This window comes from Bacteroides sp., from assembly GCF_030151085.1.
Classification (GTDB): domain Bacteria; phylum Bacteroidota; class Bacteroidia; order Bacteroidales; family Bacteroidaceae; genus Bacteroides.
The window spans coordinates 85389-110468 of sequence record NZ_JASLER010000085.1; the positions used below are offsets into that span (position 1 = coordinate 85389).

Sequence of the window (25080 nt, forward strand, 5' to 3'; positions counted from 1 at the left end):
GAGAAAAAAGGTGAACTAAACATTTATTTAACAGTTAATAACACTACAAATATACTCAATAAAACTAAATCTATTCGTTTTTTATATATAAAGATACACATCGAACAAGAGCATATAAATGTGATCATACTATGGCTATTCGAACATTATTATTAGCACGGAATTCTTATCAAAATAATCCTAGTGATAATTTTCCTCAACGAAGAATAATTGAGTACCTTTGCCCCACTAATATAAAAAAAATGAGTAAAGAATATGTCCTTTCAGACCCAGCTGATATTTTTGACTTTTCAAGTGGTTGGTTCAGTGATAGCAGTACCAGTAGTTTATTTTATCAGTTATTCAAACGTCTCCCTTCACTTCGCAAAATAAAATATAAAATCAATCCAAGCTTTGTTGATGATATAAAGAAGGAATATCAACAAAAAAGTTCATTCGATATACTCGACCATGTGTACTCTAACAATTTTGAGAATGAAGCACCAAAAGAAGAGTACGGGGAGGAAGATGAAGAAGGAACAACTAACAAATCGGAAATTTCGGTTAAAGAATATTATGATGCAATCATAATCTGCAAAGAGAATTTACTAATTACCTATTTCGATGAATGTATAAAAATCGCTTTTTCAGATATCGATGAAAAAGAAATTTCCCATATCAAACAGATATGCGAAAACCATAAGAAAGACTATGAAAACCTGAATAACTTATTCATCGTAACGTATGCCCATAATTATTTCAGTCTGAAACAATCGCAAATCAACAAAACATCCATTCAGATAAACCAGCACTATAACGATGATTTTTCCCCGGTTGCCACAGAAATAGAAAAATTTCTGCTTGAGGACAATAAGAGTGGACTAGTCATCCTTCATGGCAAGCAAGGAACTGGAAAAACATCTTATATCCGCTACCTTATCAATTTAGGCAAAAAGAAAATGATCTATATGGGTGGTGATTTGATAGACAAATTGTCCGACCCTACTTTTATCACTTTTATCCGCCAACAGAAAAATTCCATTCTCATCGTAGAAGATTGCGAAGAACTACTAGCAAGCAGAAATAGTGGTAACCGCATGAATGCTGGATTGGTAAACATACTGAATATCAGTGACGGACTGTTGAGTGATGAACTATGCATCAAGTTCATTTGTACTTTCAATGCTCCACTCAAAGATATGGACCAAGCTTTGCTACGAAAAGGCCGTCTGGCCGCCCGCTACGAATTTAAAGAGCTTACAACTGACAAAGTAAATAAACTCATTGAAGAGGAAGGATTAAATATTCCTCGACAAAAAGTCCCCATGACATTGGCAGAAATTTACAACTATGGAGATATAGACTTTTCATTAGGAAAAAACAGAGTGGGATTCTAAAAAAGTCCTGCGTCATTTCAGATAAATAATACGGACGATTAGAACTTTCAACCACTAAATTTGTTCTCAGCTAAGAAAATTAAGTTTATGGGAACATTCAACCAAGTAGATATTCATTTTTTGATAGCAGCGATATGTGTTATATCTTCTGCATTGGTATTCTATACCATCGGTGTATGGTCTGAACGGATTCAGAAAACATTGAAAGGGTGGCATCTTGTCTTCTTTATCTTAGGACTAGGTGCAGATGCCGTAGGTACTACTTTAATGGAACATATAGCCCACCTTACGCATTTGCATGACGAAGTGCATACCATTACAGGAATGCTTGCCATTATATTGATGTTTATCCACGCCATGTGGGCTATCTGGACTTATTACAAAGGTTCCACGAAAGCAAAAGAACATTTCAACCGGTTCAGTATTGTTGTATGGTTTATCTGGCTGATACCTTATTGTATCGGGATTTATATGGGGATGAGATTACACAGTTAAAGATTTCCTATACTGTAACAATATCCTTTCCAAAAGGTGTTAAAGCCAATGCTGCAAGCTTAAAATGCTGCATACCAAAAGGAATACCGATAATTGTAATGCATAGGAACACTCCAAATGCCAAGTGGGAAAGGCTGATCCAAATACCTCCCAGGAATATCCATAACACATTCATCAAAACATAGAGGCAGCCTCCTGAACGTTCTCCGCTACGAACTTCTTTACCGAAAGGCCATAATGCCAATCCTGCCATCTTTAAAGTTTGCATACCAAAAGGAATACCAATGATAGTAACCATCAACAACAGACTTGAAATAAGATATTCCACTGCCGTGACAATACCTCCGAATATCAACCATAAAACATTCAATAAACAACCCATAATCTTTGATTTTAGTTCTATACGCAAATATAGTGTTATTTCTTAGATAATAAACTTATAGATAAATATAGTTGTTGTTCCATTATGTATTATTTTTGTGATTATAAATCCGATTCCGACCATGGCAACAATAGATTCCAGTCATTCATACAAAGGTTCATCCGGTGATTATACGGCAGAAAGTCAGTGGGACACTGCTTTTGTAGAAGTTGATATTCCTTCAAGTATTGATGGAAAAACGCAAAAAGCTTATATGTACAGGAGCAAAAAGGAAATGCCTCAACCCCTGATAATCAGTTTGCATACCTGGAGTGGCAACTATACCCAGATGGATCCATTAGCAAACGAGATCCTCAATTATGAATGGAATTACATCCATCCTGACTTCAGAGGTCAAAACTGGACACCTGATGCCATGTGCAGTTCATTGGCTATTGCTGACATTGAGGATGCCATACATTATGCCTTGGCAAATACATGCACCAACCCGCAAGACGTGCATATCATAGGACTCTCCGGGGGCGGATTTGCTACGTTGGCAGCTTATATGCAAATAGAATATCCGGTAAAATCTTTTTCGGCATGGGTACCTATATCTGATATTGAAGCTTGGTACTGGGAGTCAGTGGGACGAAAAGAAGGATATGCACAAGATATCTTAAATGCCATATCTGCAAAGCGAACTCTTAATCAAGAAGAAGCCATACGCCGTTCTCCTTTAAAACAGGCTTTTCCTAGAGAAAAACGCAAGAACGCCCAATTATCCATTTATGGTGGTATTCACGACGGTTATGACGGACCAGTCCCCATCACCCACTCTATCTACATGTATAACAGAATTGTAGGAGAATTAAAGTACGGAATATCCGAGACCGACGAAATCTTAGCCAAAGCTATTTCCGATCCTGATTTAGTTTCAGAAAAAAACATTATAAATTTACTAACCAAGCGCATCAATCCGGAATGCTCGAAAGAAGGAATGCTTTTAGACCGCAACATTCATTTTTCCCGCCAATATGACAACATAAAGTTAATTATATTTGAGGGAGAACATGAATTACTACCACAGGCACTCCAACTTATACCTAGTTTATGAATCCCAATCGCTAAACTCAAAACTCAACTGCTCCCAAACACTTCCTTTCTCCTCCCCTTCCTCACGAGGGTTGGAGACAGAAAGCCCTATCAGGCGAATAGGGTGATTTTCATACTCCACTTCCTTCAGAAGCTGTTTCGCCAGAGGGAGTATGACATCAAGTGTCAGCAGTTCTTTAGATTGTGTGATACTACGGGTAATCTGGCTAAAATCATGGAACTTAATTTTCAGAGTCAACGTGTTTCCACGAAAGTCTTTACGATCCAAACGTCCTACCAATTCTACAGCAGTATGATAAAGTTCGATAATAACTGAAGAACGCTTATTTATATCTCGTTCCAGTGTATGCTCACAACCGATAGACTTACGAATCTGTATTGTTTCGACCGGACGCAGGTCAATACCACGAGAAAAATCATAGTAGATAGCTCCTACCTTTCCAAACTCACGAATCAAAGTTTCCAAAGTACGAGCTCGTAAATGCTCGCCATTATGAATGCCCAAAGAGTGCATCTTCTTTGCCGTTACAGGTCCCACACCCCAAAAGTTTTCGATAGGAAGGCGGGATATAAACTCCAATGCTTGATTAGGATGAATGGTGCACAATCCATCGGGCTTGCGGTAATCAGAGGCTATTTTAGCAAGAAATTTATTGTAAGAAATGCCAGCAGAAGCAACCAAGTTCAATCTTTCTCTAATTTTCAGTTTTATTTCTTTCGCAATATCTACAGCCAGCGGAATGCCGGGCTTATTCTCCGTTACATCCAGAAAAGCCTCATCCAAAGAGAGAGGTTCGATGATATCTGTATATTCATGGAAAATTTCGTGTATCTGACGAGAAACAGCACTATACACTTCCATTCGCCCGGGAACAAAAATAAGATGCGGACAAAGCCGTTTAGCCTTTTGGGAAGACATAGCCGAACGTACTCCAAAGCGACGGGCTTCATAGCTGGCTGCTGCTACCACACCCCGTTCTTCCGCATGCCCTACGGCAAGCGGTTTGCCCCGTAGTTCCGGATTGTCCCGCTGTTCTACAGAGGCAAAAAATGCATCCATATCTATGTGAATAATCTTACGCTCGATCATTTGTGCATTAACTCCGATACAAAGATACACTAATTTTTCTTCATCCGAAGTATTCGCCGATAGACATAAATAAATGCCGGAATCAGAAATGCGACTGCAAAAACCCATGCTGTAGGATCACCGAAACAAACCGCAATATAACCAAAAGTGGGTACAGCAAACAAACTAACCAATACACGTGCAATCATCTCCGATACTCCGGAAAGCATGGCAAGATTGGTATAACCAGCTCCCTGGATAGTGTATCGCAATATGCAGAGTAATCCTAAAATCGGGAAGAAGGATACGGAAATATGCAAGAACAATTCCGTGTTATCCAAGATCTCTAATTCAGTAGGTTCAATAAAAAGCAAAGCAAACGCTTTGGCGCCAAACATTAATATGCAGAAGGTAAACGCCCAATAAATCATCATCATCAATGCACTCGCTTTGACTCCTAACCAAATGCGTTCGGGCTTACCGGCACCATAATTCTGTCCGCTATAGGTTGCCATTGCCATACCTAAACTTTCGAGAGCACATAAAAAGACCATCTTAATGCGCATGGCAGCCGTAAATGCTGCGACACAAGCTGTACCCAATGCGTTATTGGCACTTTGCAACATAATGCTGCCGATAGCAGTAATAGAAAATTGAAGTCCCATCGGCACACCGATATACATTAATGTCCTTGCCAAAGCGCCATTGAATTTTCGTTCGGCGGTAGTCATTTTTAATATCTCAAAACGCCGCATCATATAGAAGAAACACAATACCGCCGAAACACCTTGCGAAAAGACAGTAGCAATGGCAGCTCCCGCCACTCCCCAATCTAAAACAAGAATGCAGAATAGGTCGAGCAGAATATTCAGCACAGCTGAGAGTAACAGAAACCAAAACGGAGTCTTGCTATCACCCAAAGCACGAATAATACTGGAAAGTAAGTTATAAAAGAAAGTACAAGGAATACCTATAAAAGTAATCAGCAAGTAATAGTAAGCTCCTGTAAATATAACATCGGGAGTACGCATCATGTGTAAAATATCAGCACAAAAGATACTTGTAATCACTGCCAACACCACCGACATCACTGCCGCCAACTGTAAACTGACTGCCACATACCTACGCATCGTACTATAATCTCTTGCTCCGAACTTCTGTGCTACCGGAATACCAAAACCACCGCAACATCCATTGCAGAATCCTAAAATCAAGAAAACAACAGAAGTGCTTGCACCTACCGAAGCCAATGCATGAATACCCAAAAACTTACCTACAATAGCCGCGTCTACCAATGAATATGTTTGTTGCAAAAGATTGCCCAGCAATAAAGGCAGCGTAAAATTGAAGATCAATGGAAGGGCTTTGCCTTCCGTCATTTCTTTAGATGTCGCCATAAATCCAATACCCCTTAAATTGGATGCAAAAGTAGTAAAAGTTATGGTTATAAAGATTGATTCACATCATAATCTAATACCGTACTTTGTGCAAAATAGCTTGGAGCCTCTGCATAGATATACATCACACTACCTCCTTTAATAGTATCAATGATAGGACGAGCCAATGCTTGCGGCACAGCCGGACAACCAAAACTTCGGCCCAAACGTCCACCTTTACTTACTACCGAGGGATTGGCGTATGCAGCACCATGCATTACAATGGCGCGCTCGCGAGCACGATCGTTTATACCTTTCTCCAGCCCATCCAGAATGAGTGAATATCCATTCTTTCCCTGATAAGTAGACTCTGTGAGATAGAAACCTAACGAACTTTTATAGGAGCCATATTCATTGGAAAAGGAAGTAGCATAATTCTCGCCACTGTTTTTACCGTGGGAGACGACAGAGGAAAATAGCATTTTGCGTTGCCGCATATCGAATACAAAAAGACGTTTCTCAGTAGAAGGGCGGGAAAAATCAATCAACGTCAAAATATCACGCTTACGGTTCCCTATTTTATGATAACCTGCCACTGCTTGACGAAAAGCTTTCCAGCTCACAACCCCTTCCAAATCCATAGAACGGTACAGAATAGCACAAGCTTCCACCTCAGCCGTAGTTACAGTTTCAGGAACCTCAGCCGTACAAGCCGACTGACCGTCAAACCAAAACAGGGAACAAGGAATAAACAAGAATAAAACGGATAACCAAAATCGCAGCATAATCTTTTTCTGAGAAATAACGGGTACAAAATTAAGGTTTTCCTTCCACACACCTATTACACAGATAGTTAAAAATAGAAATATCTACTCAATAACTACTACTAAAGTACGTCCGGTAGGTGCCCAATCGAAAACAAACTTAGAATGAGAAGTAGCATTACGCACGCACATGTGCGAGCGTGGCGTAGTGCCCAATGACCAGCTATATTCAATCATTGCAGTAGCCGGTACATTAACAGGTACGCCATGAATATAAGCACCGTTTGTAAAGCGACTGGCATAAGGAGCATATCCACCCGTTGCAGTAGATCCATCTTTCAAAAATACCATACGCGATTTCTTATCTTGAAGCAAATACATTCCTAAAGGGGTTTCCTGTGCGTATGGTGGAGCATGCCGACCGGTTGTAGCCGGATTCATACTTCGTATTTTCCATTCGCCTTCAGAGGTTCGTTCCAAAGTTGCAATATTCTGGTCCAGGCGATCCACAAAGATTACATGATTAAAACTGGTACTATCGTCCAATTGCTTGAAGTAACGGATAGGACCCAGCCATTCATCCTCAAGAGTAGCCGGACGTATCCGGTAAAAACTCCCTTCCTTCCCCATGAGATGCGCCAAGGTACCGTCTCTACCATAAATTTCAGGTGCCAATGTATCATTAAGTAGGTATAAGGGAACCGATTGATAACGCTCCACTCCCAATGTATCGGCTACCCGGCGATAAGCATCACGGACAAATTTACGTACTAAGGGCGCTTCCCGATTCAAATTTTTATAATTCTGAAGTACCACCCATTTGGCTGTATCCCGCTGCATGTTCTCTATAAAGGCAAGACAATTGCGGATAACATCCCACTTAAAAGAACGTACAGTGTCTTTATAAGGATAGGTATCTTGCAATGTATGCTGATCATAAAGCAAATCTTTTGTAAGGGTGATATCAGCAGCCGACAGTAACTTCTGCTTAAAGGGAAGAACGATCTCTGTAGTATCTTGAGTAGACGTAGAGTCCGTAAAAACAATATCCTGCACAACCGCAGTCACAGATTCATCCGGTCGGTTATGACATCCGGTAAACAACGAACTGATAACCGCCATACTTATATATAAGGAGAAACGCTTCATTATAATCACATCTTTTTATAAGTTATTATTCGTAAACTTGCCAAGCATTTGCCCTATCAACAAAGATATTACTTATTTTGATTAAAACAAGCGAAATTACTTTTTATATGTTTCTCAATATTGTTGAGGAGTTACACCTGTAACTTTCTTAAAGAGTCTGTTAAAATAGGCGTGGTCTTCATAAAAATCCTATTAAAATCGCTTCATTGTATAATCATAAAAAGAATTCATTCTCTATCTTTGTATCGAAATAAGAGAATAGAAACGAAACGTTTATACTATGAGAACAAAACATTTAATAATAGCCTCAGCCCTCTTTTGCTGCACGGGAACTGTGACAGCTCAAAACTATCCTATACCCGTTTCGGAGAAGAATGAGAAAATGATGGAAGGAAAGTTCAAACCTACTTGGGAATCTCTGAAGAACTACAAAGTACCCGAATGGTTCAGAAATGCCAAGTTTGGTATATGGGCACATTGGGGTCCGCAATGCGTAGAAGGTTCGGGCGACTGGATGGCACGCTCCATGTATATGGAAGGTACTAATGAATACAAACACCATGTGGAACATTACGGTCACCCGTCTGAAGTAGGATTTAAAGATATTATTCCTTTGTTTAAAGCAGAGAAATGGGACCCGGACAAGCTAGTGGCACTGTATAAAAAGATTGGTGCACAATACTTCTTTGCCTTGGGCAACCATCACGATAACTTCGATTTATGGGACAGCAAGTATCAAGCTTGGAACTCCACAAATATGGGTCCTAAACACGATATTCTTGCCGAATGGGAAAAAGCCGCCCGCAAGTATGGTCTTCCTTTCGGCATCAGCTTCCATGCCGACCATGCCTGGAGCTGGTATGAACCCTCACAGCGTTACGACCGTAATGGACCGAAAGCAGGTATCCCATACGATGGTAAATTGACCAAAGCCGACGGTAAAGGCAAATGGTGGGAAGGCTATGACCCTCAAGAGTTATATGCCCAAAACCATCCGATGAGTGAAGGAAGCTGGAGTGATGGAATGATTCACAGACAATGGGGATGGGGAAACGGAGTAGCTATGCCTACACAAGAGTATTGCACCAACTTCTATGACCGTACGCTGGATGCTATTAACCGTTACAATCCCGATTTAATCTATTTCGACGTGACCGTAGTTCCTTTCTATCCCATCAGTGATGCCGGATTGAAGATAGCCTCTCACTTCTACAATCATAACATGGCAACCCATAAAGGAAAGTTGGAAGCTGTAATGTTTGGCAAGATACTGGATGAAGAACAACGTAAAGCACTGGTTTGGGATGTAGAACGTGGTGCTCCTGATAAGATTATCGATGAACCCTGGCAATCTTGCTCATGTATCGGTGGCTGGCACTATACCACTTCCATTTATGAAAACAACTGGTATAAATCGGCCTCTACCGTAGTGAAACTACTAGTTGATATCGTAAGTAAGAACGGCAACCTCCTGCTAAGCGTTCCTTTACGAGCCGACGGAACTTTTGATGAGAAAGAAGAAGTTATTCTCAACGATTTGGGCGACTGGATGACTGCAAATAAAGAATGTATCATCGATACCCGTCCATGGAAGATATTTGGCGAAGGCCCCATTGCAGAATCGGCAGTACCCATCAATGCACAAGGTTTCAATGAAGGAACTTATGACAAAGCAACCTCCAAAGAAATCCGTTTCACACAAACCGACAAGAACCTTTATGCCACCGTTCTGGCGTGGCCCGAAGCCAAACAGATACTTATCAAATCATTGGCTGCTGATAGTGACTTGTATCCGGGCAAGATTAGCAAGGTAGAATTGATTGGTTACGGTAAGGTTCTATTCACTCGCACAAACAAGGGTCTTCTTATTAACCTACCAGACAAGCAGGTAAATAAGATTGCCCCGGTATTCAGAATCAAAAAGTAAACACATTAATAAAATACAAAATGAAAGAAGAAGGATACAAAGTAAAGCAGTATAACTGCCCAGTGAAAAGGTATTGTCAGACATTGGAATTAATAGATAATCCTGAGCTGATAGCCAAGTATAAAGAATGCCACAGTAAAGAAGGTGCCTGGCCTGAAATCAGAGAAGGTATTCGCTCGGTAGGCATACTGGAGATGGAAATATATATAGATAAGAATCGCCTGTTTATGATTGTAGAAACTCCACTGGATTTTGAATGGGATACAGCCATGGAAAAATTGGCATCCTTACCCCGCCAAGCCGAGTGGGAGGAGTATGTCTCAGCTTTCCAACTATGCAAGCCCGGCGAATCTTCTGCCCAAAAATGGACGTTAATGGATAGGATGTTTTATCTGTATGAATAATATAAATCTTGCCCAAGTATTATATTATTCATACTTGGGCAAGACATCTTATTTAGCTCAATACAATTAATATTTGCAATCCTTAATAACCTCAATCAGTTGTTGGAAATCTTCCGGATGAACATCACCAATGTTACCTATACGGAAGGTATCTGCCTGAGAAATCTTTCCGGGATAGATTACAAAACCTCTTGCTTTCAGTTGCGTATAAAATAAGTTGAAGTCAAAGTCGGCATGAGGATAGAGGAAAGAAGTAATAATAGGAGATTGCATCGCATCGGGCAATAATGTCTTGAAGCCTAAAGAGCGCATGCCGTTTACCAATACATCGTGGTTGGCGCAATATCTCTTGTGACGTGCTTCTACCCCACCCTCTTCGGCCAGTTCATCCATAGCTTGTTTGAAAGCGCGAACTACGTGTGTGGGAGAGGTGAAACGCCATTTACCATGACCTTTTTCCATCGCTTCCCATTGGTCGTAGATGTCGAGTGATAGAGATTTGGATATGCCTTTGCAATGCAACAGTTCTGATTTACGGGCAATAATGAAGCCGAAGCCCGGAACTCCCTGAATACATTTATTGGAGCTACTGATTAAGAAATCTATACCCAATTCCTGAACATCCAACGGTACTCCACCAAAGCTACTCATAGCATCTACAATAAGTTTCTTGCCATGCATCTTCACAATGTGTGCTATCTCTTTTAAAGGATTCAGCACACCGGTAGTAGTTTCGCAATGTACTACGGCTACGTGAGTAATCTCAGCATTGTGAGCAAGATAATCATCTACATAACCAACTGACACTTGTTCGGTTTCTTCAAAAGCAAGCATATCGTAGTTAATGCCATGATATTCGGCGATATTTCCCATGCGGTCACCATAAGCGCCGTTGCTTAGAATAAGAAGTTTGTCACTTGGTTTGATAGCACTCCCTATAACACCTTCCACACAATAGGTTCCGCTGCCTTGAAGCAATACGGAGGTATATTCGCCGGTATGGCAGGTAGCCATAGCTACAAGTGATTTACGGATTTCTTCTACAATATGTACATTATAGTCGGCATCCCATGTACACCAGTCGGTGAGCATAGCTTCTTTTACTGATTCTGAAGTGGTGAGTGGGCCGGGAGTTAATAAAATATACGGTTTCATATCTATCTATTTTTTGAGTTAATAGGATTGTTATTTATTCAATATTTTGTTTATTTCGTCAATGACGGTGGGAAGTTCTTCGATGGTATCAACCACATAGTGTGCTCCTGCATCCAGCATGCGGCGACGGACTTCAGTCTTACGACACTCCAACTCAGCAGCAGGCATTGCTATGGTTTCTTCTTCGGTCAGTCCCATTTCGTTACTGCCCAAAACTACGCCTACAGTCCAGACTTTGGCATTGACACCTTCCTTGATGTCAGCAATAGTATCACCATATTTCAGAACATTATCTACAGAAGAGATACCCAAGTCAATCATATTCTTATAAATCATATAAGGATAAGGACGACCACCGGGAAGTTGATTAGGAGTTACAAGATTCTCAGTCGTATAACCCTTAGCTGCCGCATTCGGTACAACAACATCCATCATTGCCTGAGTATATCCGGTAGTGGAACCGATCTTGATACCTTGTGCTTTCAGTTTGGCAAGCGTATCAATCACTCCTGGAATAGGAGTAGTATAATCGGCCAGCGAAGCGAACAAATAGCCTTCGAACTTCTTGTTCATGGCAACTACATCTTCTTCACCCCAAGCACGTTGATAAAGTTCTTCAAAACGCTCTCCCACACCTTCCATTTTGAACAGTTCGCGGATATGATCTATCTTTGCCATACCCATAGGACGACGTGCCTGCTCCATCGAAATGGTGATTCCTATCTCATCGAAAGCTTTGAGGAAAGCGGCTACGGGAGCAAAACATCCGTAATCTACTGCCGTACCGGCCCAATCCATAATGATACATTCAATTCTCTTCATGACACTAATATTCTATTTGAATTTTGATTTCGACGGCAAAGATAGAGGGAGTCATTGGCACCTAAAATGAATTTCCATTATTAATAATTTTCATGAAATCAAGATCTTATAATGTAACATTAATGAAACATTCATGTAACGGAAGCATAACATAAATCCTTTTTCTTTGCACACATTTTAATTACATTGCCTATATTATGAACGATTTACTGGATATCTATAAACGCATTGAATACCTACGTAACAAAGGAGTGAAAATGAAAGAAATTGCCGATCATACCAATATGGCGGCAAGTGTATTGTCATCGTTATATTCAAGCGTACTTCCTACTTTTATTAGTAGCATAAAGAAAGGGAACACTGAAGAGGAAGCTTTGGATTACGCCCTTTCGCAAGTGAACAATGTATCGAAAAAGCGCCTGCTTGGTACTTTGAAAGAACTGAAAGAGCAGCTGTTCGAACTTGAACCGGCTCCTACCGTAGGACAAAAAGATAATCCTTTTCTGGACATGATGACGGAAGAAATGCTTCGCTCGGCGCAGGAAGTATATAATTACAGTGGTATTTATATCAGCTATAGCCTCTCTTCTTCATCCAATGCCCTGAAAGTAGAACCTTATCTTATCACTTCTTCCGAAAACAATGACTACGTAAAAGTGATACACATGAGTGCTTACAATACCACTCACTCAGGCATCGGCATTTTCAATAATCATCAGAATTCCTATATGATGTTTAACGAGCGGGAATCTCCGCAAATGGCTTTATTCACCATCTATCTACAACTTCCCATGTACGACTTCCCGCACATGCTGAAAGGACTTTACCTCTGCCTGGATTACAATCGCAACCCTATAGCGCGAAGAATTATTTTCATCAAACATTCTGATAGTACCAGCATGGACGATTTCCTTGAACTGAAAGGAGAACTCGTAGCACAAGAGAATCTTACAGATAAACAAGTATCTTATTATAATTATACTTGCCAGCCGGGAGATTATATCAAAACCTGTTCAGTACCCTCTCCACTACTGAATGAGAAGGATTTAGAACGAGAGAAAAAGATGCTTGAAATATAAATGATAGACTTTGCAACTTGGTTGCATCCGCCATTCGCTACTTTTGTAGCAGAAAACAAAAAATGGAGGAAATACAATGAGTTGCAAATGTTGCTGTACACACGAATCTACTTCAAACCATGAGGCAGTAAAAAGAAACAATATATTAAAGGATTATTGGATGATTTCGCTTTCCGCCCTGCTACTTTTCAGCGGGATAATCATGAATGCATGGGATGTTCCTTTTTTTCAAGAGAAATATACGGCTTTCTGCTGGTATCTGCTAGCCTATCTGCCGGTAGGTGTACCGGTTATGAAAGAAGCCTGGGAAAGTATTCGGGAAAAAGATGTCTTCAGTGAATTCACGCTGATGACTATTGCCACACTTGGGGCTTTCTATATCGGAGAATACCCCGAAGGTGTAGCTGTCATGTTGTTTTATTCTTTGGGAGAACTTTTTCAAGGCAAAGCAGTAGCCAAAGCCAAACGCAGTATCAGTGCTTTGCTGGATGTTCGCCCTGAGACGGCAACAGTAGTCAGAGATAATGAAACCATCTCTGAATCCCCCCGGAAAGTACAGGTAGGCGAAACCATTGAAGTAAAAACCGGCGAACGAGTTCCTTTGGATAGTGAAATGCTTGGCGAAGTTGCCGCATTCAATACATCGGCATTGACGGGAGAAAGTGTACCCAGAGATATCCGTAAAGGAGAGGAAGTGCTTGCCGGTATGATTGTAACCGATAAAGTTATCAGGCTGAAAGTAACTAAGCCTTTCGACAAAAGCGCACTGTCACGTATCCTCGAAATGGTGCAGAACGCTTCCGAAAGAAAAGCTCCGGCAGAATTATTCATACGTAAGTTTGCCCGTATATATACGCCCATCGTTACAGGATTGGCGGTATTGATAGTGCTGCTTCCTTTTCTCTATTCATTGGTAGATACACAATTCGTATTTTACTTCAATGATTGGTTATACAGAGCATTAGTATTCTTGGTTATATCTTGTCCCTGTGCATTGGTGGTAAGTATTCCGTTAGGTTATTTCGGAGGTATCGGGGCAGCATCGCGCTTAGGAATCTTGTTCAAAGGAGGGAATTATCTGGACGCTATTACTCAGATCAACACTGTAGTATTTGATAAGACGGGTACACTGACCCAAGGAACCTTTACAGTACAATCCTGCCAAACACAACCAGGCATATCCGAGGATAAGTTAATACAATGGATAGCATCAGTAGAGTGCAAAAGTACGCATCCTATAGGCAAAGCCATTTTGAGCTATACGGAGAAAAAGAATATAAAGCTTGTTTCTACAGCAGAAGTTACTGAAATAGCCGGTTATGGACTATCCAGCCATATAGATGGTGCTCGCGTCTTAGTAGGTAATACCCGTCTGCTGACGAAGTTCGGGGTGAAATTCCCCGAAGAGTTGTCAACTATTCCCGATACCATCGTAGTTTGTGCTGTCGAAACAGAATACGTAGGATATTTGTTATTATCAGATACACTGAAAGAGGATGCCTTTAAAGCAATTGAGGAACTAAAAGCTTTAAATATCACTAATATTCAAATATTATCGGGTGATAAACAAGCCATTGTCACTACTTTTGCAAGTAAGCTTGGAGTAAAGAAAGCGTATGGCGATTTGCTACCGGACGGTAAGGTAAAGCATATAGAAGAACTGAGCCTGATTCCCGAGAACCAGATTGCTTTTGTGGGCGATGGCATCAACGATGCCCCGGTTCTCGCTTTAAGTAACGTAGGTATCGCAATGGGCGGACTCGGTAGTGATGCTGCCATTGAAACAGCAGATATCGTTATTCAGACCGACCAGCCAAGCAAAGTAGCCACCGCCATCCGTGCAGGCAGATTGACCCGACGGATTGTCTGGCAGAACATTGCATTGGCATTCGGCGTGAAACTGCTCGTATTAGTCTTGGGCGCCGGCGGACTTGCTACACTTTGGGAAGCTGTATTTGCCGATGTAGGCGTTGCACTTATTGCAATTGCAAACGCGATACGTTTGCAGAAACTTATAAAATAAAAGCCAAATGGAAGAAAACAAATATGTAGACATATTAACTCAAAGGGATATACAGCCTACAGCCATCCGTATCCTTGTATTACAAGCAATGATGCAGACCAACCGCACTGTATCATTGCTCGACTTAGAGAATATACTCGATACCGTAGATAAGTCGAGCATCTTCCGTACCCTCACTTTATTCTTATCGAATCACCTCGCACATAGCATAGACGATGGCACTGGGTCATTGAAATATGCAGTTTGCGGGGAAACCTGTTCTTGTGATGTAGAAGACTTGCACACACATTTTCATTGTGAAAAGTGTAACAAGACATTCTGTTTGAAAAACATCCCCACCCCGGTAGTAACCATGCCCAAAGGGTTTACACTAAACAGTATCAATTATGTTTTGAAGGGTCTGTGCCCGGATTGTGCGAAACAATAGTAGTAAGTATTAGTCTTTATAAATACTACTGAACACTCCCAGTAAAAAATCGGCGAACGAAATAGTTCCTCCATTCATATTCACAGCAATAGAGACACCGTCCTGTTCATTATAGACACCGATAGAATGAACCCCAAAGGTATCTCCTGTATGTCCATAGAATTTATGCTCTTGGTAAGGTATATACATCATTCCTCTGCCATGACGGTCAGTACCGAAAGGTTTCATTATTTGTTGCAAATGCTCTGATGAAATGAGTTTTCCGGAAAATAATGCATGCAGAAAGTGATTGACATCTTCGGGAGTAGAGGCAAGTTCTCCTACTCCTATCACATTGGGGAAATAGAAATCAGGAACTTCGATCCACTCTCCTGCCTCATTCTTTTGGTAAGGAGTTACAATCTCAGTAGCATTGATAATGCCGGAGTATGTATTCTGTAGTTTTAACGGGTGAAAAACCGCCTCTTCTACAATCTGAGGATAAGGTTTCCCTGTAATCTTTTCAAGGATGTTTGCCAACAAAAAATAACCGCTATTAGAGTATTTGAAACCCTTCCCCGGTTCATATAAAAGACCTTGCCGAATTATTTCTTTCATTATATCTTCATGGGGCACCTCAGAAAGCATCCAAGTGTAAGAACTATCGTTTTTCATGATATAGTTTCCCAATCCTGCCGAATGTTCCAAAAGCTGATAAATGGTAATATCCTCTGCACGTGGCACTTCAGGAAAGTAATGGGACAGCTTATCGTCCAACTTCAACAATCCTTTCTCAACTTGCTGATAAATTAGAACCGCCGTAAACATCTTCGAGATAGACCCTATCCTGTAAAGCGGAATCTCAATAGCATGTTCTTTAGGAATAAGATTTTTTCCTAATCTACGGGTAAAAACCGTTTTCCCATCTTTCATTACGGTCAAGGAACCGATAACTTGCCCCTCTATCTTTGATAGATAATCGGATAATTGTAGGGTATCTATATTTTGTTGGACCTTCATACATTGCGAGGCAATGCACAAAAGGAGTAATATACAATATTGCTTCATATAACTTGTGGTATTTAGGACTCCACAAAGATACAGAAAAGGGAATATATAAAAAGGAAAGAGATGAGCTTTTACACACCTAAGTGCGTAGGCCTACGCCTATAGGAGCGTTGGCTTACACTTATAGGAGTGAGAGGCAACACTCCTATAAGTGTGATTGATAACTTCGCTCGGAATACTACAATTCTACATTTTAAAATCAACTTTACTGTTTTCTACTCCCAGCTCCTGACTCCTTGTTCCAGGTGCCGCACTCGAAACAGTTATCGTATAATCACCTTTTAAAAGTTTGAAAGTTCCATCCTCTTGTACCATCTTCAATTCTTCGGGTTGAATGGTAAAATCAACTACTTGCGAAGAATTGGGTTGAAGTTTCACACGTTTAAAACTTATCAATGTTTCATAAGGAACCGTCTGCCCAGCCCCGGGAGCAGACAAATATACCTGCGCTACTTCATCAACTTCACGACTACTTTCATTACGCAATGTAACTCGTAGCTGCAAAGGCTCTTTACCTTTATATTTCTTATTCAGCATCTTTGCATCGCTATATTGTACTTTACTATAAGTCAATCCGTAACCAAACGGATACATAATGTTATCATTCATATACTTATAAGTACGTCCATTCATGGTATAATCATCGAATGCAGGTAACGCATCTACTGATAACGGGAAAGTAATGGGCAAACGACCGGAGAAGTTTGCATCACCGAACAGCAAATCACCCAAAGCGAAACCACCCTCTTGTCCAGGGTACCAAGCCATGACAACAGCATCGGAAATCTCGGAGATTTCTTTTACATCAATAGGGCTACCTCCTGTAAGAATAGTGACCACCTTATTATTGTTATCTTTAGTTACTTTACGCAGGAATTCCATTTGATGTTCGGGCAATGAGATATGGTCACGATCACCACGGGCAGTAGAAGCTATAGCATCACCTTCCTCACCTTCGTTAGCACCCGAATTACCTAATACTACGACACAGACATCCGCACCACGTGCTTCGCCAAGTGCCCAGTCCATATCATTGATATTAGGAGTGGTAGGCAGAAAACCTAATTTGTAGTTTATGCTTGTACCTTCGCTTACTTTATCTACTATACCTTGCAGATAAGTACTGTAGCGGTTGGACACTCCGAAGTAATTACCCATCAATACAAAAGCATCGGCAGCGTACGGACCAATGACATACATCGTCTTTATCTCTTTATTAATAGGTAAGGTATTGTCATTTTTCAGCAATACCATACTCTCTTGAGCTGCCTTACGGGCAATTGCCGCATGGGCGTCGGATGCAACAACAGATTCCGGTATGTCATTATACGGACATTGGCTGTCAGGAAAAAGAATACCCAGTTTCAAGCGCGTCATCATTAAAGGCATCAGTGCATTATCCAAATCTGCTTCCGTCAGTAAGTTCTGTGCCAAAGCTTCTTTCAATGCATGAAAACTTCCACCGCATTCCAGATTCAATCCATTCTTTACAGCTATGGCAGCAGCTTCGGCATGACTTTTTGCAATATTGTGACCGGTAAAGATATCTGTTACAGCACCACAATCAGACACAACATGTCCTTTGAAGCCCCAGTCGTTTCTTAAAACATCAAGCAGAAGTAGTTTGCTTCCCGAAGCACTTTCGCCATATACCCGATTATATGCACCCATAATAGCTTCTACATGGCCTTTCTGCACCAACATTTTAAAAGCCGGCAGATAAGTTTCAAACAAATCTCTCTTACTTGGGATAGCATTAAAAGAGTGGCGGTCTTTCTCCGGCCCGGAATGAACAGCATAATGTTTGCCACAAGCGGCAGCTCTCAGGTAGAATGGATCGTCGCCTTGCATACCTTTTACATAAGCAGTTCCAATGGTACCGCTTAGATAAGGGTCTTCGCCGTATGTCTCCATACCTCGTCCCCAACGAGGATCGCGGAAGATATTAACATTGGGCGACCAGTAAGTCAGTCCGGCATAAATGGAATAGTTATTTATTTTCTGTGCCACATTGAATTTGGCACGACCTTCGGTAGAAATGGCAGCACCTATTTGTTGCACCAGCTCCGGATCGAAAGTAGCTCCCAGCCCAATAGGTTGTGGGAAGACCGTGGCTCGACCGTTACGACCTACCCCATGCAAGCCTTCGCTCCACCAATTGTAAGGTTTGATACCTAAGCGCTCGATGCCTGGTGCATCATTCATCATCTGGCTGATTTTCTCATCAACCGTCATTTGTGAAATTACCTCACGTGCTTTCTTCTGCATTTGCTCTTCCAACGAAGTAGTGCTTTGTGCCATTACTTGCACTGAAAGACACAAACCACATAATGGAAGAAGAAGTTTGTTATTCAAATTCATACGTTATATATTTGTTATGTATTAAGTTTACTAATCAACAAAAATATTGAAAAGAGAGTAAGTCAATGTAAAATCTATTATCATCTTACTCAGTCACATTTTTGATACATTTCCTTTGAGTGCTAAAAGTAAGCAAAGTCAATGAGAAAAAAATGGCATGAAACGATCAAAAAAGGGATATTTTTGTCTCAAAGCCTATATCAAAAATATAAATGATCAATCAAGTGAAGGATAACCCGGATTCTGTTTCAGTTTCGGATTTGATCCTAACATAGTACGCGACAGAGGAACCCACATCGTGTGATTATCAGCATCCGGTTCTTTATCCCACCAAGAGCCTGAATTATAAACACCGAAGCGACATAATACACGTCTACGCTGACCTTCTCCTAAAAATTCACGTCCCCACTCATCCAATAACTCCTGTTTAGTTATCTGAGTACCATCTTCACTATATAAACTTGCTGAACCAGTAGGATAATAACGTTTACGAACATAGTTCAACAACTTCGCAGCACCTGCTTTGTCTCCTTTATTAAACTTTATTTCAGCAAGATAATAGTAGATTTCAGCAAGACGTATTACCGCATAATCAGCCTCAATCTTACCAATATCACTAGAACGATAAATAGGATATTTTATTAAGCACCAACCTGAATTCTGGTCACCATAAGGCATAGCAGACTTAGGAGTTTCCTTACCACTTGATGGCCGAGGAACAACACTAAGTGGATCTGTATCCTGAAAGATTCCAACTTGATCACGGATATACAACTGATAAGCATCATTATCCGAGCGAACATATTTAACTTTACCATCGGCTTCAGTATAAGGCAGATTTCCATACAAGAACATTCCTTCCCGCTTACTATTTCCCAGATTTACATACTTCTTCAGACGAATATCGTCCAGATACTTCATAAACTTGCGGACGGGCTTTCCATTCTCAAAAGTATATTCTTTGCCTTCCAAGTCCAAACCTGGCTGTAAAGCATATTTAGGATTGCAGTTTCCCCAATCGGTAAATCCAAAGTAAGGAGATGCCTTGAACGGAGCAACCTGCCAATGGAGTTCATAATCATACCCCCAATGCGCTCCACCATAGGATGAAGGAAAGGCATAGATCAGTTCCTCACAATTATCATTGTCCCAGTCAAAAGGAGCATCCCAACGATCGGCTATATCATAAGAACCATATTTCCCGGCAATAATATCCTCACAGTACTTTTCACATTCAGCACTCTTGTCTTCATCAATCCACCAACTCGCGTTCATATAAAGACGTGCCAAGAGGGAAGCAGCACCTGCTTGGTTCCATAAGCCCTGATTTTTACCATTTCCTCCATTTCCCTCCTTGACAAATAAGTTAGGGAGTGCTTCGGTTAACTCTTTCTCCAAGAATGCAAACGTTTCTTTAGGAGTAGATTGATCCGGCAAGTCATAAGAAGGGTAATCCGTCACCACAACGATATTATGTACCAAGTCAAATAAAGTCATGTACATCCACGCACGCAGTACTCTTTGCTGGGCAATAAAATCCTTAAACTCTTGATCGGAGAAACCAAATTGGGCAGGATCAAGTTTGGAAAGATCGGAAATAACAGAGTTACATTGCACTATACCCCGATAGATATCTTCCCAAGTTGAATTGACATACCAGTCGTCAATCGTCCAAGTATGGTAATGTAAGCGGAAAAACTCTCCTCCATTATACCAGTGCTCTTCGCGCTGTACTGTCATATAATGATCTGCTGAAAGTTCACCAAACAAATAAGATGTACGAGAACACAACCAAAAAGCATGTCCGAAGGGACGGACAAAACTTTGAAGTACATTCTCTTTGGTCTGATAGAATTTATCTTGTGGGATGATATCATAAGTAGTCTCTGTTAAATCGGTACAACCTGTTGCTATCAACATACCGAGACCGGCCAATATAGATTTAAAGAATCTCTTTTTCATAACATGAATGATTTAAAAATTAAGTTGAACACCTATTAAATACTGACGTGAAGATGGATAATAACTCGTCTTACTACTTGGAACACCCGGCTCCATACCATTTACAGCAAAAGCGTCCATATCCAGTCCTTTGTAGCCACTAATGGTAAAGAGGTTGCGTGCGGTAAAGTAGATACGCACCTTTTCGAGCCATTTAGAGTTTACATTCCAGTTATAGCCCAATGTTGCTACATCCAGTTTCACAAAGTCTCCGTTATGTACAAAATAGCTATTGTGTACATTCTTTCCTGTTGTAATAGCGGAGTTTTCTTTATAAGCAGTTTTCAATACGTTTGTATTAGGAGCAGCCGACTGCAGACCGTAATACAAATTGTGTACATCGTAAATCTGGAAACCAAAGTTACCACGGAAGAACAACGTCATATCAAAGTCTTTATACCTCAACGAGTGGCTCATAGACATGGTGAATTTAGGAAGACCATTGCCCACAATACGCTTGTCTTCATCTACACCTTTATCTATAGGAATCACTTCGCCGTTCTTTGAATAAATCAACCAGCCGCCTGCCTCATCTACTCCTGCATACTTGAAAGTATAGAAGTTACCGATACGTTCGCCTTCTTCAATTCGTTGCAATGGACCGGGATTGCCGGGATACAGTGGGAATGAACCCATCCAATAAAATGAATTTCCTTTATAAGTCTGGTCAGAGAAAGAGACAAAGCGATTGTCGGAAGTAGCCCCTATCAGACCAATGGTATAATCAACATTCTTATTGCGAACAGCATTCCAGTTCAAATCTATTTCAATACCAGTATTCTTCATCGTTCCGACATTTACAAATGTATCAGGAGAACCATTAGGAGGAAGGGCTACCTTATAAGTACCCAGTAAATCAGCCTGCTGACGATAGTAATAGTTGAAACTACCATAAAGACGATTCTTGAATAAATTGAAATCTACACCCACGTTCCAATTCTTTCCTTTTTCCCATTTCACATTGGGATTAGGATTATTGGCAAATGACCATCCTTTGATATACTGACCTTTGTAATAGTTGAGGTCATAGCTTGCCATTGTTGTAAGAGAAGTATAGTTGTCGAAGTCTTGATTACCAGTAATACCAAAGTCACCTCTTATCTTCAGTTCATCTATCCAACGAATATCTTTCATAAAATTTTCTTCACTGATTCTCCATCCGGCTGATACGGCAGGGAATGAACCCCACTTGTTATTCACACCAAACTTTGAAGAACCTTCGTGGCGTAATGAGAAAGTGGCAAAATACTTATCTGCCCAATTATAGCTAATTCGTCCGAAAAAGGCTATCAGCTTGGAGTCATTTTTATAAGAACCCATGCCTAACCGACCGATAGCTGCACTATTGTATGTGCCCGATCCCAAATTGTTATAGCTAAGAAGATCAGAAGCAAAGTCTTTATTTTCAGCATTAAAGCCTGAGTTCACAAAATACTGGTAGGAATAACCTCCCATTACTTTCAGGTGATGGTCGCCTTTATCAAACATATAGTTCACTAACCATTCTAAAGACTCTTGCTTACTTTTCTCATATTTTCTACTGGCTTCTCCTTTGAATCCGCTCTGTTCGGCATGGGTGGAAGTAGAGGGACGGAAGAAGAAAGCATCTGTATCTACAATCTGTTGGGCAATGGTAATCTGAGTACTGAGGTAATGGGATTTATCTTTGCACAGTAATGGGAATAAATTCAGTTTGAAAGTTCCATCCCAGTTCAGAATCTTCTTTTCACCTCCATTTTCTTCTAATTTCAAGGTTTCTACTGGATTGTAAGTATCCCATCCCGTCAGTTTATAGTATTTGTTCGGTTGGTCTGGATCCATTACAGGCATAGTAGGATTTACGGTCAATGCTGTCCAGAACACGCCATAATCGGAGCTATTATACTTCATTGTGCGGGGCGCTACGTTGACATTGATGGTATAAAGTTCGCTTTTGGCTGTATGGTTGAAGCTTAGACGAGCACCTACTTCTTTCTTATCTGAACGCAGGTCAATGCCCTCGGAGTTCTTGACATCCACTGTTCCTTTGTAGTTATTCTTAGCATTACCACCTGTAACTTGTAAAGTATGGCTGTGAGACACACCAACTTTAGTTATTTCATCAAACCAATTGGTATTGGCACCGTAATCGTCTCCTCGTTTGTTCTGTCTGAACTCGTCAGCGCTAAGTACTTCCAGTTCGGTAATAGGAGTGGCAATATTTACAAAACCAGAATAGAAGGTATGGATATTACCATCGGCAGAACCTTTCTTGGTAGTAATCACAATTACACCATTAGAACCGCGAGTACCATAGATCGCAGAAGCTGCACCATCTTTCAAGACGTCGATAGATTCAATATCATTTTCGTTTACATTGTCCAAACTACCACCAGGAATACCATCAATAACAATTAACGGACCTAACCCGGCAGTACGCGAACCTACGCCACGAATCTGAATATTTGGCCATCCGTTAGGGTCTGCCGAAGCTGTATTATCTATATTTACACCCGGAACCTTGCCTTGAATCTGCATGGCAGGGTTACCATTACCAATCTTCAACATGTCCTTGCTGGAAACATGAGATACAGCACTAGTTAACTCTTTCTTTGAAACAGAGCCATAACCAATAACCACTACTTCATCCAGCAGTTCTATATCTTCGTTCAATGTTATACGAAGAGATTTCATATCTTTCAGTTTCACCTCTTGTGAGTTATAACCGATGTAGCTCACTAAAAGTACATCACCAAGTTTGGCAGTTATAGAGAATTTACCGTTTGCATCTGTCACTGTTCCTTGAGAAGCACCTTTCAACATGATGGTAACACCAATCAATGGTTCCCCTGACGCATCGGTCACAATACCAGTTACTCCTTGTTGTTGCTGTGTGGTTAGTGCTTCATTATGGGTCAGTATAATATGATTTCCCTCCATCTTATAACGGATAGAAGATCCTGACAGCAAATTTTTCAGCACATCCGCTACCGGTTTACTATTTACACGGATGCTTTTACGAGTATTCACATCCACTACCTCTTTATATATAAAGAGGTAGTCGGTTTGAGACTCTATTTCACTAAGTATCGATTCCAGTTGAACATTGTTCCGGTTGATAGTCACCCGGGCGTTTTGCGAGTGGCTATTCTCTGCCATCAGGCTAAAGGCACAGAAGAATAATAAGAATATAGATATTCGCATGATTCTAAATAATTGGTTTACGTCCGGATTTTTAGGGCAATAAATATCCGGCAAAGGAATGTTTTTCATATCTTTGCAAATGAGTTATTAATACGATTGATTAAAAAAATTGTGTTAGTACGAGGCCGGTAGATGGGGCAAACATCTGTCGGCTTCTTTGTTTTTCATGATGTATTACTGCATAGGCTCTACTCTAAATTAAAGGGTTAGTACCAAGGGTTACTTTATATAAATGACGTCATTTTCTTTATCTCTTCTATACGTGAAGGCTACATCGTTCTGCAAAACACGCAAGGCATAATCCAGTCCATCGGAGATGCGGAACTTTCCGGTCAAAGCCACTTTAGCTATGCTCTGCTTATCGAGTTGAATCTTCAAATCGTAGTATCTTTCCAAGTCTTGCATAATTTCAGCAAAGGGTTTACTCTTGAAGCAGTACAGCCCTTCCTTCCAACGATAGACATTATAATCATCTATTTTACTCACTACGAGTTTGCCACTTTTTAAAGTCGTTTTTTGATTGGGGAGCAGTGTTACAGAGATATTTTTATTTTCAGGTGATTTCACTCTGACCTTGCCTTGCATCAGTGAAGTTTCAAATACTTTCCGTTTAGAATAGGCTTCCACATTGAATTTTGTGCCCAACACTTCTACGTCCAGCGTACTGGTATGAACTACGAACGGGCACTTCTCATTATGAGCTACTTCAAAGTAAGCCTCTCCATCCAGTATCACTTCACGTTTATCTTTCATAAACGAAACGGGATATTGCATCCGGGTACCGGCATTCAGCCAAACGTTTGAACCATCGGGTAAATCGAGGTTCACACGCTGACCTGCCGGAACAGTAATGGTCTGCATTGCTATATTTACATTGTCTTTATCTTCGCCTATTGAAAACAAAGCAGCCGTTACACCTACCGTTATTATTACCACAGAAGCTAT

Annotated in this window: 20 protein-coding genes and 1 pseudogene; 8 read left to right on the forward strand and 13 right to left on the reverse strand. The window is 40.7% G+C overall.

Going from position 1 to position 25080, the window contains the following annotated elements:
* Positions 1-242: 242 nt before the first annotated feature.
* Together Q1W14_RS18125 and Q1W14_RS18130 are read left to right on the forward strand one after the other, a co-directional pair.
* Positions 243-1376 (forward strand): AAA family ATPase, encoded by a 1134-nt coding sequence (locus Q1W14_RS18125; protein WP_300703987.1) that lies wholly within the window; start codon positions 243-245, stop codon positions 1374-1376.
* A gap of 87 nt (positions 1377-1463) precedes the next feature.
* On the forward strand, positions 1464-1871 hold the full coding sequence (locus Q1W14_RS18130; RefSeq protein WP_300703989.1) for an HsmA family protein: 408 nt from the start codon (positions 1464-1466) through the stop codon (positions 1869-1871).
* A 7-nt stretch (positions 1872-1878) separates the two neighbouring features.
* On the opposite strand, the gene Q1W14_RS18135 is transcribed toward Q1W14_RS18130, so the two are convergent.
* Positions 1879-2253 (reverse strand): YccF domain-containing protein, encoded by a 375-nt coding sequence (locus Q1W14_RS18135; protein ID WP_300703992.1) that lies wholly within the window; start codon positions 2251-2253, stop codon positions 1879-1881.
* Positions 2254-2374: 121 nt separating this feature from the next.
* Between Q1W14_RS18135 and Q1W14_RS18140 the strand changes: the two genes are divergently transcribed.
* The gene (locus tag Q1W14_RS18140; protein ID WP_300703993.1) at positions 2375-3349 is read left to right on the forward strand and encodes an alpha/beta fold hydrolase; all 975 of its coding nucleotides are present in this window, start codon (positions 2375-2377) and stop codon (positions 3347-3349) included.
* On the opposite strand, the gene dinB is transcribed toward Q1W14_RS18140, so the two are convergent.
* From dinB to Q1W14_RS22020, 5 genes and pseudogenes are all read right to left on the reverse strand, one after another.
* Complete coding sequence (dinB, locus tag Q1W14_RS18145; protein WP_300703996.1) at positions 3344-4438, reverse strand: DNA polymerase IV; 1095 nt, start codon at positions 4436-4438, stop codon at positions 3344-3346. The two genes, Q1W14_RS18140 and dinB, sit on opposite strands and share 6 nt — an antisense overlap.
* Positions 4439-4467: 29 nt before the next feature.
* The gene (locus Q1W14_RS18150; RefSeq protein ID WP_300703999.1) at positions 4468-5814 is read right to left on the reverse strand and encodes an MATE family efflux transporter; all 1347 of its coding nucleotides are present in this window, start codon (positions 5812-5814) and stop codon (positions 4468-4470) included.
* A gap of 47 nt (positions 5815-5861) precedes the next feature.
* Complete coding sequence (locus Q1W14_RS18155; protein WP_300704000.1) at positions 5862-6578, reverse strand: murein L,D-transpeptidase catalytic domain family protein; 717 nt, start codon at positions 6576-6578, stop codon at positions 5862-5864.
* A gap of 84 nt (positions 6579-6662) precedes the next feature.
* Positions 6663-7706, reverse strand: a complete 1044-nt coding sequence (locus Q1W14_RS18160) for a L,D-transpeptidase (RefSeq protein WP_300704003.1) — start codon at positions 7704-7706, stop codon at positions 6663-6665.
* Positions 7707-7820: 114 nt separating this feature from the next.
* Positions 7821-7880 (reverse strand): annotated as a pseudogene (locus Q1W14_RS22020) (AraC family transcriptional regulator); the annotation flags it as partial.
* A 106-nt stretch (positions 7881-7986) separates the two neighbouring features.
* On the opposite strand from Q1W14_RS22020, the gene Q1W14_RS18165 reads away from it, so the two are divergent.
* Complete coding sequence (locus tag Q1W14_RS18165; protein ID WP_300704005.1) at positions 7987-9633, forward strand: alpha-L-fucosidase; 1647 nt, start codon at positions 7987-7989, stop codon at positions 9631-9633.
* Between the two features lie 20 nt (positions 9634-9653).
* Positions 9654-10037 (forward strand): L-rhamnose mutarotase, encoded by a 384-nt coding sequence (locus Q1W14_RS18170; protein ID WP_300704008.1) that lies wholly within the window; start codon positions 9654-9656, stop codon positions 10035-10037.
* Positions 10038-10103: 66 nt separating this feature from the next.
* On the opposite strand, the gene Q1W14_RS18175 is transcribed toward Q1W14_RS18170, so the two are convergent.
* Both Q1W14_RS18175 and phnX read right to left on the reverse strand, forming a co-directional pair.
* On the reverse strand, positions 10104-11192 hold the full coding sequence (locus tag Q1W14_RS18175) for a 2-aminoethylphosphonate--pyruvate transaminase (protein WP_300704010.1): 1089 nt from the start codon (positions 11190-11192) through the stop codon (positions 10104-10106).
* Between the two features lie 30 nt (positions 11193-11222).
* Positions 11223-12014, reverse strand: a complete 792-nt coding sequence (phnX, locus tag Q1W14_RS18180; RefSeq protein WP_300704012.1) for a phosphonoacetaldehyde hydrolase — start codon at positions 12012-12014, stop codon at positions 11223-11225.
* Between the two features lie 197 nt (positions 12015-12211).
* On the opposite strand from phnX, the gene Q1W14_RS18185 reads away from it, so the two are divergent.
* The 3 genes from Q1W14_RS18185 (at position 12212) to Q1W14_RS18195 (ending at position 15543) form a co-directional block, all read left to right on the forward strand.
* Positions 12212-13093, forward strand: coding sequence for a hypothetical protein (locus Q1W14_RS18185; protein WP_300704014.1), 882 nt, complete (start codon positions 12212-12214; stop codon positions 13091-13093).
* Positions 13094-13169: 76 nt separating this feature from the next.
* Positions 13170-15116 (forward strand): heavy metal translocating P-type ATPase, encoded by a 1947-nt coding sequence (locus Q1W14_RS18190; protein WP_300704016.1) that lies wholly within the window; start codon positions 13170-13172, stop codon positions 15114-15116.
* A 7-nt stretch (positions 15117-15123) separates the two neighbouring features.
* Positions 15124-15543: a transcriptional repressor gene (locus tag Q1W14_RS18195; RefSeq protein WP_300704019.1), complete on the forward strand. Its 420-nt coding sequence runs from the start codon at positions 15124-15126 to the stop codon at positions 15541-15543.
* 9 nt (positions 15544-15552) lie between these two features.
* Here Q1W14_RS18195 and Q1W14_RS18200 read toward each other — a convergent pair whose 3' ends face one another.
* From Q1W14_RS18200 to Q1W14_RS18220, 5 genes are all read right to left on the reverse strand, one after another.
* Complete coding sequence (locus tag Q1W14_RS18200) at positions 15553-16542, reverse strand: serine hydrolase (protein WP_300704020.1); 990 nt, start codon at positions 16540-16542, stop codon at positions 15553-15555.
* A 234-nt stretch (positions 16543-16776) separates the two neighbouring features.
* Positions 16777-18891 carry a glycoside hydrolase family 3 C-terminal domain-containing protein gene (locus Q1W14_RS18205; RefSeq protein ID WP_300704034.1) on the reverse strand — a complete coding sequence of 705 codons (2115 nt, stop codon included), beginning with the start codon at positions 18889-18891 and terminating at the stop codon, positions 16777-16779.
* A gap of 276 nt (positions 18892-19167) precedes the next feature.
* The gene (locus Q1W14_RS18210; RefSeq protein WP_300704023.1) at positions 19168-20913 is read right to left on the reverse strand and encodes a RagB/SusD family nutrient uptake outer membrane protein; all 1746 of its coding nucleotides are present in this window, start codon (positions 20911-20913) and stop codon (positions 19168-19170) included.
* A gap of 12 nt (positions 20914-20925) precedes the next feature.
* Positions 20926-24204, reverse strand: coding sequence for a SusC/RagA family TonB-linked outer membrane protein (locus tag Q1W14_RS18215; RefSeq protein WP_300704026.1), 3279 nt, complete (start codon positions 24202-24204; stop codon positions 20926-20928).
* Between the two features lie 150 nt (positions 24205-24354).
* Positions 24355-25080, reverse strand: a 726-nt coding sequence (locus Q1W14_RS18220) for a FecR family protein (protein WP_300704029.1), incomplete at its 5' end; no start/stop codon positions are given.